The sequence below is a fragment of the Ureibacillus endophyticus genome (assembly GCF_024159215.1).
GTDB classification, from domain to species: Bacteria; Bacillota; Bacilli; order Bacillales_A; family Planococcaceae; genus Ureibacillus; species Ureibacillus endophyticus.
The window spans coordinates 2,367,257-2,379,850 of record NZ_JAMYWW010000001.1; the positions used below are offsets into that span (position 1 = coordinate 2,367,257).

General features: G+C 34.7%; 9 protein-coding genes, 1 other RNA gene and 1 other annotated feature. Of the genes, 2 read left to right on the forward strand and 8 right to left on the reverse strand.

All coding sequences use genetic code 11. From position 1 onward, the window contains the following. The first annotated feature begins 145 nt into the window (after positions 1-145). On the forward strand, positions 146-1,618 hold the full coding sequence (locus NKR20_RS11680) for a methyl-accepting chemotaxis protein (RefSeq protein WP_121212856.1): 1,473 nt from the start codon (positions 146-148) through the stop codon (positions 1,616-1,618). A 68-nt stretch (positions 1,619-1,686) separates the two neighbouring features. Here NKR20_RS11680 and NKR20_RS11685 read toward each other — a convergent pair whose 3' ends face one another. The 5 genes from NKR20_RS11685 to hisS all read right to left on the reverse strand — a co-directional run bounded on the left by NKR20_RS11685 (position 1,687) and on the right by hisS (position 6,892). Beyond that, positions 1,687-2,448: a tRNA threonylcarbamoyladenosine dehydratase gene (locus tag NKR20_RS11685; RefSeq protein ID WP_121212855.1), complete on the reverse strand. Its 762-nt coding sequence runs from the start codon at positions 2,446-2,448 to the stop codon at positions 1,687-1,689. A 156-nt stretch (positions 2,449-2,604) separates the two neighbouring features. Further along, positions 2,605-2,798: non-coding RNA, 6S RNA (gene ssrS / locus NKR20_RS11690), on the reverse strand. A 368-nt stretch (positions 2,799-3,166) separates the two neighbouring features. Continuing rightward, entirely contained in the window at positions 3,167-3,640 is a 474-nt protein-coding gene (gene tnpA, locus NKR20_RS11695; RefSeq protein ID WP_253424246.1) for an IS200/IS605 family transposase, read from the reverse strand. 177 nt (positions 3,641-3,817) lie between these two features. Then, positions 3,818-5,590, reverse strand: a complete 1,773-nt coding sequence (aspS, locus tag NKR20_RS11700; protein ID WP_121212854.1) for an aspartate--tRNA ligase — start codon at positions 5,588-5,590, stop codon at positions 3,818-3,820. Positions 5,591-5,623: 33 nt separating this feature from the next. Continuing rightward, entirely contained in the window at positions 5,624-6,892 is a 1,269-nt protein-coding gene (gene hisS, locus NKR20_RS11705) for a histidine--tRNA ligase (RefSeq protein ID WP_121212853.1), read from the reverse strand. Between the two features lie 181 nt (positions 6,893-7,073). Then, positions 7,074-7,309 (reverse strand) — a binding site (T-box leader). A 195-nt stretch (positions 7,310-7,504) separates the two neighbouring features. Here hisS and NKR20_RS11710 point away from each other — a divergent pair. Beyond that, positions 7,505-9,151, forward strand: a complete 1,647-nt coding sequence (locus NKR20_RS11710; protein ID WP_253426906.1) for an N-acetylmuramoyl-L-alanine amidase family protein — start codon at positions 7,505-7,507, stop codon at positions 9,149-9,151. Positions 9,152-9,205: 54 nt separating this feature from the next. Here the strand turns inward: NKR20_RS11710 and dtd are convergent, their stop codons facing one another. From dtd to NKR20_RS11725, 3 genes are all read right to left on the reverse strand, one after another. Beyond that, positions 9,206-9,652: a D-aminoacyl-tRNA deacylase gene (gene dtd / locus NKR20_RS11715; RefSeq protein WP_121212851.1), complete on the reverse strand. Its 447-nt coding sequence runs from the start codon at positions 9,650-9,652 to the stop codon at positions 9,206-9,208. Positions 9,653-9,670: 18 nt separating this feature from the next. Beyond that, complete coding sequence (locus NKR20_RS11720; RefSeq protein ID WP_253426907.1) at positions 9,671-11,869, reverse strand: RelA/SpoT family protein; 2,199 nt, start codon at positions 11,867-11,869, stop codon at positions 9,671-9,673. 201 nt (positions 11,870-12,070) lie between these two features. Continuing rightward, positions 12,071-12,583 carry an adenine phosphoribosyltransferase gene (locus tag NKR20_RS11725; RefSeq protein ID WP_121212849.1) on the reverse strand — a complete coding sequence of 171 codons (513 nt, stop codon included), beginning with the start codon at positions 12,581-12,583 and terminating at the stop codon, positions 12,071-12,073. Positions 12,584-12,594: the final 11 nt, after the last annotated feature.

The window sequence follows — 12,594 nt, forward strand, 5'->3', positions numbered from 1 at the left end:
TAGTTTTGTGTGTGGTAACCTCAACTAACACCAAAATCCAGGGGGTGGCAAGTTTTTTTGCGTAAAAGACTATAAAACCAACGATTATTAGCGATTTATATATATAAGTTTTGACAATACGATAATTTTTCAGGGGGTGGCTTTTATGAATTTTGACTTGTTAAGAAAGAAAGATTTACAGACGAAAAATAAGATTTTAATTATCGTTTACGCTCTAGCCGCCAATTTAGGAGGCATTGCTCAATTTATCATTGGTCGACCAATCGGAATTGCACTATCTTTAATTATTCCTGTTTTCATTACTTTAATTATTTTTGCTATACAACATAAAATTGAAACAATTCGTCCGATTTTCCCATATGTAGTTATAATCTCTGGTGTCATTACCGTTTTCGGAACCATCGCCAGTTATAAAGTTACTTTAGCAACTATCATACTAAGTTTTTTTGTTTTAGTTTTAGCAAGTATTCATAATCAATTGAGTATATTTATTGTTGGATTTATCGGTTCTGTCATTTGTTTACTTTTTAATGTAATCCTTGATACAACAGGATTTATGGTAGAACCGGCGAATGTATTTGTCGTTCATTTTTTAATGGGTCTCGCAATCTTTTTGCAAGTACGTCAAAACAAAAGATTATTGGAAAGTATCGAATCTTTAAGTTTAGCATCCCATGAAATGGCAGTTAAAGAACAAAATTTACACAATCAACTTGAAATTGCTGTTAAAAAAATTACATCCAAACTTCAAACAATTACTGAAAGTATGACAAAGGCTTCTAGAGCGCAAAGCGAAATGCTCGCATCAATTCACGAAGTAAGTGTTGGTTCCCATAGTCAATCTCAATATGTCTTAAATATAGTAAATAGTGTCGAAGCAACATCAGCTGAATTAACAACTATGTTAAATCAGCTAAATCAAATTGTGAAAAGTGTCAATCTTGCTAGTCAGAGTGCAACAGTTGGAAACGAAGTAATGAATCAACTAAAAATAGAAATTGACTCATTTAGATCATTTTTCAATGAACTAAATGAAACATTTCTACTTCTTTCTAAGAAAATTGAAGAAACAAATCAATTTACATCAGACATTCAAAAAATTACAACACAGACAAATTTACTAGCATTAAACGCCTCTATCGAAGCTGCAAGAGCTGGAGACCACGGAAAAGGGTTTGCAGTAGTAGCAGATGAAATACGAAAATTAGCCAATATAACAGACCAAACTTTAGTAAAAATTGATGAAAATTTAGATCAAGTAAATAGTTACAACAAAGATACACTCCATAATTTGACTACCGGGTTGCAGCGTATTTCATCTCAAATCGAAACAGCTGAAAAATCTAACAATACCTTTACACAATTGTTTCATGCGATGGGACAATTACAAACTGAAATTAAAGATTTCACATTTGCTGTAAATACTATCGAAAATAATAGTAAGTCTATACAAGAAAGTACAAACGAATTTGCAGCAATTATCGAACAAAGCTCCTCTGCGATTGACCAATTGAGCACCATTCTTAGCGAAGTTAATAAAGAACATAATCAAATTTCTGTATTTGTAGAGGAAACATATAATGAAACAACCAATATTCAAGGTGTACAAGCTATATAACGTATAAAGAAAGGTGCGCCCATTAATTTGGACGCACCTTCCCATATAATTATGACTGCGGTGGTTAGTTAATTCTGAACTCTTGTGATTTTTATATCTTTTAAAATATTGTTAATTACCCAACTAGCTGCAATTAAGCCTGCGACAGAAGGACAAAATGCGTTTGAAGATGGTGGCATTTTCGCTTTACGAATTTGAGCATTAGGGTTACCTACGTGTTCCACTACTTCTGGACGAGCGATGATTGGTGACTCATCTGAGAACACAACCGTAACACCTTTTCGAATTCCTTCTTTACGAAGCTTAGTACGTATTACTTTTGCCAATGGATCTGTATGAGTTTTTGAAATATCTGCTATTTGGAATCTTGTTGGATCCATTTTATTTGCAGCACCCATACTTGAAATAATAGGGATATTTCTTTTCAAACATTCTTTCATTAAATGAATTTTATACATAACAGTGTCCGAAGCATCGATTACGTAATCAATTCCTTGTTCAAAGAATTTCTCATATGTTTCTTCTGTATAAAACATATGCATATCAATAACTTCACACTCTGGATTAATATCTGCAATACGCTCTTTCATCACAGCAGATTTTGATTTACCCACTGTCGATAAATAAGCCACTAATTGACGATTAACATTTGTAATATCTACATTATCTTTATCAACTAAAATAATACGGCCTACTCCACTTCTAGCACATGCTTCCGCAGCAAAAGAACCAACGCCACCAACACCTAGTACAGCAACCGTAGTATTTTTTAACTTTTCTAAACCTTCTTTACCAATTGCGAGTTCGTTTCTAGAAAACTGATGTAACATGTTTTATGCCTCTCAATCTATATTTTACTACTCGGAATTATAACATATCGAAATAATGAAGTAAATTTACTTTGTTGCTTATTTAGGATGTACAAAAGTTCGAAAAATAGCAAAAAAATAAAACCCTCCTGCAATTACAGAAGAGTTTTGCATGGTACGAATCCCGATAATACCGTAACCCTTGTTGTTTTGAACCCACTACCCTTGCAGGTGGGTGCTCTCATTAACTTTTTAAACTTCCCTCAGCGTCCAGGGCTTGTTTGCCAAGTTAAAATTTGAACTCCCTTTTAATTGTTGTTCGGTCAAAACTGTAATGTCAAGAAGAGTACTTACGTGTAATTCAGGATTCGTGTTGTTATTATCTTATCATCAATTATCTGAATTTTCAATATAAATTAGAAAAAATATTAAATTTTTTTAAAACTATTACTAAATTTGATTATTATTCTATTAAATAATCTATTAATAATCACACTTGAATATATTATTACCAAAAAAGATATTTTTGTATTAATTTTTAATAATTTTACTAGAGATAAAGCTTTAAACGACTTTTATTTATAAAACGCCAATATACCTAATGAGATAAATAAAAACCACCAGTCGAACTGGTGGTTTTCTCTGCGCGTGAAACGCTGGGTTACTGGCCCACGTCTAAAGACGCGCTGAATGGTCTGCCAACCGCACTACGTTTCCGACTACCGCTAAAGCGGCTATTTTATTTTTTGCTTCGATTTATTTCTTCTCCTGTGAATGGGTCAATGAATTCTTTCATGGTCATTTGATCTTCCAGAATATCTTCTTGCAACTGATTTTTGATATATTCTTGAATCGCTTTTTTATTTCTTCCTACTGTATCGACATAATACCCTCGACACCAAAATTTTCGATTCCCATATCTGTATTTTAAATTTGCATGTCGATCGAATATCATGAGACTACTTTTCCCTTTTAAATACCCTACAAAACTAGAGACACTTAACTTTGGTGGAATACTTACTAACATATGTATATGATCAGGACATGCTGTTGCTTCAATAATTTCCACGCCCTTTCGCTCACATAACTGCCGTAATATTTTACCGATATCTGCTTTAATTCGACCATAAATAATTCGTCTTCTATATTTAGGTGCGAACACAATGTGATACTTACAATTCCATGTTGTATGTGCTAAACTTTTATTATCCATATGGATCTCCTTTCGTACATAATTGGTTGACCAGACCATATATTATTGTACGATTGGAGTATTTTTTTTGTCCATAGCTAAAAGCTTTTTGGAACCCCCTGCATAGCAGGGGGTTTTCATTTAACCAAAAAAAGAAGCATTCCATTTTTAATGGAACGCCTCTCTTATTTCAAATAATTAATCTTCTTTTTTCTTATTTACTGTCAGATTTAACTCTTGTAATTGTGCTTCTGAAACTTCACTTGGTGCTGAAGTTAATAGACAGCTTGCCGTAGCCGTTTTCGGGAAGGCAATTGTATCACGTAAATTTGTGCGTCCAGCAAGTAACATTACAAAACGGTCTAAACCAAATGCAAGTCCTCCATGTGGCGGTACACCATACTCAAAGGCTTCAAGTAAGAAACCAAATTGTTCTTGCGCTTCTTCTTGAGAGAAACCTAAAAGCTTGAACATTTTTTCTTGTAAATCACGTTCAAATATACGTAATGAACCTCCACCTAACTCATAACCATTTAAAACGATATCATAAGCTTGTGCACGTACACTTGCAGGATCAGTTTCCATTTTTTCAATGTCTTCATCAAATGGACGAGTGAATGGATGGTGAGCTGCAGTGTATCTTCCAGCTTCCTCATCATACTCAAGTAATGGCCAATCAGTTACCCATAAGAATGCATATTGATTTTCATCAATTAAGTTAAGTTCTTTACCTAATTTGTTACGTAATGCACCTAATGCCGCGGCTACTACAGATGGTTGGTCAGCAACGAATAATAGTAAGTCTCCAGCCTCTGCATTTGTTGCACTCATTAAGTTTTCTGCAATTTCACCCTCAAAGAACTTCGCGATTGGACCATTTAAGCCTTCTTCTGTTACTTTTAACCAAGCTAAACCTTTTGCACCGTAAATTGCAACAAATTCTGTTAAAGCATCGATATCTTTACGAGAATATTTGTCCGCGCTTCCTTTTACATTAATTGCTTTTACTTCTCCACCATTTTCAACAGTTGAAGCAAATACTTTAAATGACGAACCTTTTACAATTTCAGAAAGCTGAACTAGTTCTAATCCGAAACGCACGTCTGGTTTATCAGAACCGAAACGATCCATTGCTTCTTTATAAGGCATACGTGGGAATGGAAGTTGAACTTCAACACCTTTTGCTTCACGCATTACCGTTTGAATTAAACGTTCGTTCATTTCAATAATTTCGTCCATTGTCATGAAAGAAGTTTCAATATCTACTTGTGTAAATTCTGGTTGACGGTCTGCACGTAAATCTTCATCACGGAAACAACGTGCAATTTGGAAATACTTCTCAAAACCAGAAACCATTAATAATTGTTTAAATAATTGCGGTGATTGTGGTAATGCATAAAATTCACCATCATGTACACGAGATGGCACTAAATAGTCACGAGCGCCTTCAGGTGTTGATTTTGTTAAAATTGGTGTTTCCACTTCTAAGAAACCTTCAGTTTGTAAAAAATTACGAATCGAACGTGTAATGTCTGAACGTAATTTAAACGTGTTGTACATTACCGGTCTACGTAAATCTAAATAACGGTATTTTAAACGAAGATCTTCTCCAATTTCTACTTTATCATCAATTGCAAATGGAGGGTTTTTTGCTTCGTTAATAATTGTAATTGATGAAGCAACAACCTCAATTTTACCTGTTTTTAGGTTCGGGTTAATTTGACTTTCATCGCGAAGTACAACTTTTCCTTCTACTTCAATAACATATTCATTTCGAATTTTATCAGCAATTGCTAGGGCATCTTTTGCTTCATCGCCAAATACAACTTGAACGATACCAGTACGATCGCGAACATCAACGAAAATTAATCCACCTAAGTCACGACGTCTTTGTACCCATCCTTTTAAGACAATTTGTTGTCCCTGATGCTGTTCTGAAATTTCACCGCAAGCATGCGTTCTTTGTGCCATTTTCATTTCCTCCAATTTTTACAACAAAAAAATTTATTTATGTTCTAGTAAATAGTTAACCAAATTATGGAATTCAACCTTTTCTTGGTTTCCTGTTTCCATTTCTTTTACGTTTACAGCGTTTTCTTCTAGTTCAGATTCACCAATTACGATGACAAATTTCGCGCCTAATCGATCAGCAGACTTCATTTGCGCTTTCATTTTACGGTCGACGTAATCCATATCTGCAGCAATTCCTTTTGTACGGAATGAGCTAATTAATTCAGCCGATTTTAATTTTGCTTCTTCACCCATTGCCACAACATAAATATCTAGTGCATCTTCAACTTCTAGTTCAACACCTTCAGCTTCAAGGGCTAATAGAAGTCGTTCAATAGACAATGCAAAGCCGATACCTGGCACATCTGGTCCTCCAATATCTTCGACTAAACCATTGTAACGACCGCCACCACAAAGTGTTGTAATAGCACCGAATCCTTTAGCTGTACTCATGATTTCAAATGCAGTGTGATTGTAATAATCTAATCCACGAACTAAGTTTGGATCAACTTCATATTGAATACCTAATACATCTAAGTAATTTTTCACTTGACTAAAATACTCTGCTGAAGATTCAGTTAAATAATCTGTTAGTGCAGGTGCAGTTTTCATTAATGGGTGTTCGTGATCTTTCTTACAATCTAAAATACGTAAAGGATTTTTTTCTAATCGATTTTGACAATCTGAACAGAATTCTCCGATACTCGGTTCAAAGTGTTTAATTAATGCTGTGCGATGTGCATCTCTTGTTTCTTTATCTCCTAAAGAATTAATGACTAATTTCAGGTCTTTTAATCCGACAGTTTGATAAATATCCATCGCTAATGAGATTACTTCAGCATCAATCGCAGGATCCGCACTTCCAATTGCTTCGACTCCATATTGAACGAATTGACGATAGCGACCTGCTTGTTGTCTTTCATAACGGAACATTGGCCCCATATATGAAAGTTTCACAGGTTGATCAGGATAGCCAAACATTTTATGTTCTACATAAGCACGGACTGCTGCTGCCGTTCCTTCTGGTCGAAGTGTCAGTGAACGTCCTCCACGATCTTCAAATGTGTACATCTCTTTTTGAACGATATCCGTTGTATCTCCAACCCCACGTTGGAATAATTCCGTTTGTTCAAAAATAGGTGTACGAATTTCTTTATAACGATACACCCGACTTAATTCACGTAGAACCGATTCAACTTTCTGCCATTTTGGTGTTTGTTCTGGCAAAATATCTTGTGTTCCTCTAGGTACTTTAAAAGCCAATTTGATTACTCCCTTCTATTAGAAAAGCGAAGAACGCCCGCTATGCTCCGCGTTGCAAAATCACCACGTCCTTATGTCTTATCGACATTACTTACATCAAGTTCGAGAATCTTGTGTTCGCAGTTAGACATTTTAAAAATTTTATTTTCCAAAATAAAAAAGCTTTCATCCCATGCATTACGCAAGGGACGAAAGCTTAAATTCTTCCGCGGTTCCACCCTAGTTGATATACAAAAGTATATCCTCTTCATTACGGATAACGGCCGTTTCCGTTTTTCCCTACTAGGTTTATTACTTTTCGAGAAAAAACCTCCCAAGTGTTTTTCACATTTACTTACTGTAGGAAAGATTTCAGCCTAAGTCTTTCCCTCTCTTGTCAGCAGTGGTAATTGCTACTTGCTTGATCATAGGTGATTTAAATTTTTCACATTAAATTTATCTTAGTCAAGTAAATCATCATTGTCAACTACTTTTAAAATCCTACCAACTAATTCTTCTGGCCTAAAATAGATTAGTACAAATTAAGGGTGGTTTTAGCTTATAATTGAACTTACAATAAGTATTATATGTTAATTCCACTTTTTTTAACCAGTCAATAAAGGTAGGTAAAATATGAAAAAGAAAATAATACCTTTGATACTTACAAGTACTCTACTCTTTCCTACATTTTTCTATAATTCTCATCACACTAATATAGTATATGCAGAAGATAACGAAAATGCAGATTTAATTGTTTCTGCAGAAAAATTATATTTAAGAGAAGGACCCGGTCTATCCTACGCTATTCTTTCTACTTTAACAGAAGGACAAGAATTAGAATTTATTGAGAAACAAAATGATTGGTATCATGTTAAATTTCAAGGTAACGAAGGATGGGTCGCATCATGGCTAACATCATCAAAGGACAAAGTAGAGCAATCCTCTACTAACAAAACGATTATTTCACAAGTCAATCATTTAAATCTAAGGTCTGAACCTAATATTTCATCTCCTGTATTAGGTCAATTAAATATAGGGAATGAAGCAACTATCATTCAACAAAAAGACAACTGGCTTCAAGTTATTTTTAATGGAACAACTGGTTGGGTTTCTACTCAATATGTTTCAATTAATGATAACGACAATTTAATTGAAGAAGAACCTAAAGAGATTGAAAATGAAAATGATAACGATGATAACGAAAAAACACCTTCTGAAGTACAAGTTGAAATTGATCCAAATGCATTTACTATTACAGTCGATGCGGTAAATATCCGAAAGAAACCTGATCTGTCCTCAAAAAAAATTGGTATTGGGAAAAAAGGAGAACAATATGAGGTATTGGAACGGAACAATAATTGGGTAAAAATTCAATTTGGAAAGAAAAAAGGTTGGGTTTATAGTTTTTATGGAAGTTTTAATGTAAATAAAACAGAAACCTCCTCTTCTACCAGTGAAATTACTGATAACTCCCCAACAAGTAATTTTGTAACCATTATCTATAATGGGACAAACCTTCGTGAAGCACCGTCTACTTCATCAAATGTTGTAGTTCGTGCAGATGCAGGTGATACATTTAATATAATTGATACAGATGGTGATTGGTTCGAAGTTGATTTAACTGACGGTAGAACCGCATTTGTTGCAAATTGGGTTGTTTCTTTAAATGATGAAACTGCGAAAATGGAAAATGTAGAAAAGAAAAATAAAAAAGAGAAACGTAAAGAAGGAACATTAAAAGGAGTTACAATCGTTATCGATCCAGGTCATGGTGGAAATGATAAAGGAACTACTGGTGCTCGAGGAACTGAAGAAAAAGAGATTAATATGGAAACTGCTGAATTATTAACTTCTAAATTGAGAGCGAACGGTGCAGAAGTAATTCTTACTCGAGAATCGGATGTTTACGTTGATTTACGGAAGCGAGTATCGATTTCCCATCAATATGAAGCAGATGCATTTATCAGTATTCATTACGATGCAACAGATGATAGTTCAATATCTGGCTTCACAACCTATTATATAAACAATTATCAACAACCATTAGCTCAATTCGTCCATGAAAGTCTTGCTGAAAAAGTAAACTTGCGAGACCGTGGTGTACAACCTGGCAATTATTTAGTTTTACGGGAAAATAAACAAAATGCCATCTTGATTGAATTGGGTTATTTAAGTAATCCTAATGAAGAAAGAATCGTGACAACAGATATGTATCGTGAACAAGCAACACTGGGTATATATCAAGGGATATTAAATTATTTTGATAGTTTATTAGAGTAATGTAAAAGGCTGACTCCGATTTTTTTAGAGTCAGCCTTATTTATTGGATTAATTTTATTTACTTTTGGATTCTACGATAACAGTAACAGGACCGTCATTTACAAGTGATACATCCATCATTGCACCGAAAATACCCGTTTCAACTTTTAATCCGAATTTTCTTAGCTCCTCATTAAAGGCTTCCCATAAAGGCAAAGCCACTTCAGGACGTGCTGCATCGATAAAACTTGGTCTTCTTCCTTTGCGAGTATCACCGTATAGCGTAAATTGCGACACTGAGAGTATGTCTCCCCCGTGTTCTATTATCGATTTATTCATTTTGCCCTCTTCATCTTCCCAAAGACGAATTTCAGCAACCTTTTTTGCAACATACTGTACATCCTCTAACGTATCTGTATGTGTTAATCCAACCAGTAATACATAACCATAATCGATGGCCCCTGTAACCTTATCTTCAACAGTTACAGAAGCCTTTTTACTCCGTTGTATAACAACTCTCATATTTATTACCTCAAAATTTTAATTGATAACTCGTTGAACAGAATAAATATCTGGTAATTGTTTAATTCGTTCAACCACTTTGTGTAAACCAGTAATATTTGAAATGCTGATAGTTAAATGAATTGTAGCAATTTTATCATGATCCGCTCTACCTGTTACAGCAAGAATATTCGTTTTTGCTTCTGTAACCGCATGCATAACATCGTTTAAAATTCCCGGACGATCAAAGGCAGATACTTCAATGTCAACTGGATATTCTTTTCGACTAGGTGATTCACTATGCTCCCACTCTACTTCGATAAGTCGGTCAGCTTGATCGCCTTCTTGTATATTTGGACAATCTGCACGATGGACGGATACCCCACGACCTTTTGTGATAAAACCAACAATTTCATCCCCTGGTACAGGTGTACAGCAACGTGATAAGCGAATTAATAAATTATCGATTCCTTTTACAATAACGCCAGACTCTGTTCTACGCTTCTTCGCAGATGCATTTTGCATTTCTTTTACGATTTTTTCTAGAGCTTCTTCCTGTTCACGCTCTTTACGTTTCTTCTCTGCCAGGCGATTAACAATTTGTAAAGGAGTGATTCCGCCAACTCCTACAGCAGCATATAAATCTTCTTCGTTTGTATAATTTAATTTTTCTAAAACACGTTTAATGTTTTCAGTAGATAAAACTTCTTTTAAATCATAATCTTGAGCTTTAATTTCTTTTTCAATCAGCTCTTTACCTTTGATGATATGTTCTTCACGCAGATGCTTTTTGAAGAATTGTTTAATTTTATTTTTCGCTTGAGAACTTTGCGCTATTTTTAACCAATCACGGCTAGGTCCGAAAGATTGCTTAGAAGTTAAAATTTCGATAATATCGCCTGTTTTTAAAGGCGTATCCAGGGGAACCATTTTTCCATTTACCTTTGCCCCAATTGTTCGATTTCCAACTTCCGAGTGTACTCTATAGGCAAAATCGATAGGAACAGAACCTGCTGGAAGTTCAATTACTTCCCCTTTAGGCGTAAAGACATACACCATATCCGAGAATAAATCGAATTTCAATGATTCCATAAATTCTTCAGCATTTGACGATTCATTTTGGAATTCCAAAATTTCACGGAACCAAGTTAACTTTTGGTCAATACTTTCTTTATTGTTATTTACAGATTTTCCTTCTTTATATGCCCAGTGAGCAGCAATCCCGTATTCAGCGATCTGGTGCATCTCTTTTGTACGGATTTGCACTTCTAAAGGATCTCCATATGGCCCAATTACCGTAGTATGTAAAGATTGGTATAAATTTTGTTTTGGCATTGCAATGTAATCTTTAAAGCGGCCAGGCATTGGCTTCCAAAGGGTATGCACAATTCCAAGAACTGCATAACAATCTTTAATACTATCAACTAAGATACGGACAGCAAGTAAATCGTAAATTTCATTAAATTGTTTATTTTGTAAAACCATTTTTCGATAGATGCTATAAATATGCTTTGGACGACCATATATTTCAGCATCTATTTCTACAGATTTCAGTTGGGATTTTATTTCATCCATTACATTATCCAAATAAGCTTCTCGCTCAACTCTTTTACGTTTCATGAGGCTGACGATTCGGTAATATTGTTGTGGATTTAAATAACGTAGTGCTGTATCTTCAAGCTCCCATTTAACTTTAGAGATTCCTAGGCGATGAGCAAGTGGTGCAAAGATTTCCAATGTTTCATTGGAAATCCTACGTTGTTTTTCGGCAGATAAATGTTTTAATGTTCGCATATTATGAAGACGGTCTGCAAGTTTAATTAAGATAACTCGGATATCCTGCGCCATTGCAACGAACATTTTTCGGTGATTCTCAGCCTGTTGTTCTTTTTTCGATAAATATTTAATTTTCCCTAGCTTTGTAACCCCATCGACCAACATTGCAACTTCTTCGTTAAATTCCCGAACTAAATCTTCACGAGTTACAATTGTATCCTCTACAACATCGTGAAGAAAGCCTGCTGCTACAGTTTCAGGATCCATTTGTAGTTCTGCTAAAATCCCCGCTACTTGAATTGGATGGATAATATACGGTTCACCAGAACTACGGAGCTGTTCTTTATGTGCTTCATTCGCAACTTCGTAAGCCTTTTTTACGAAGGCGACATGTTCATCATTCATATAAGTTTTGACCTGCTCGAATACATCCTCGGGCGTCAAAATTTGCTCTTTCGCCATTAGTTGTCCACCTTGTTAAAAATAATTTTTCAAATTTGATATATAAACTTAATTGTATAAAATCTATGTATAAAAAGTAAAGACAAGTCATAAAATCATTTTGCGATTCCGACAATTTAGAACATTTTTCGAACTTTTTACTCTCTAGTTTATGAAAAACCTCTTTCAAAGTGATAAATATCATGAAAGAGGTTATTGTAATTAATATTCAATTAATGTTTTTACTGGGAAATCACCAATTTTATTTCGACCGTTTAACTCTTTTAATTCAATAATAAATGCACAACCTGCAACAACGCCACCTAATTTTTCAATTAGCTGAATTGTAGCATCTACTGTACCACCTGTTGCTAAAAGGTCATCTACAATTAACGCTTTTTGACCAGGCTTAATTGCATCTTTATGCATCGTTAAAACGTCTGTACCGTATTCTAATCCATATTCCACTTTTACAACTTCACGAGGTAGTTTTCCTTCTTTACGAACAGGTACAAAACCAACCTCTAATGCATAAGCAACAGGGCAACCGATAATGAAACCACGTGCTTCAGGACCGACAATAACATCTGCACCTACTTCTTTCGCAAATTTTACGATTTCATCTGCTGCATATTTGAAAGCAGGGCCGTTATCCATAATTGTTGTAATATCTTTGAAGCTGATACCTTCTTTCGGCCAATTTTCCACTGTTGTTACATATTGTTTTAAATCCATTATTTATTTGT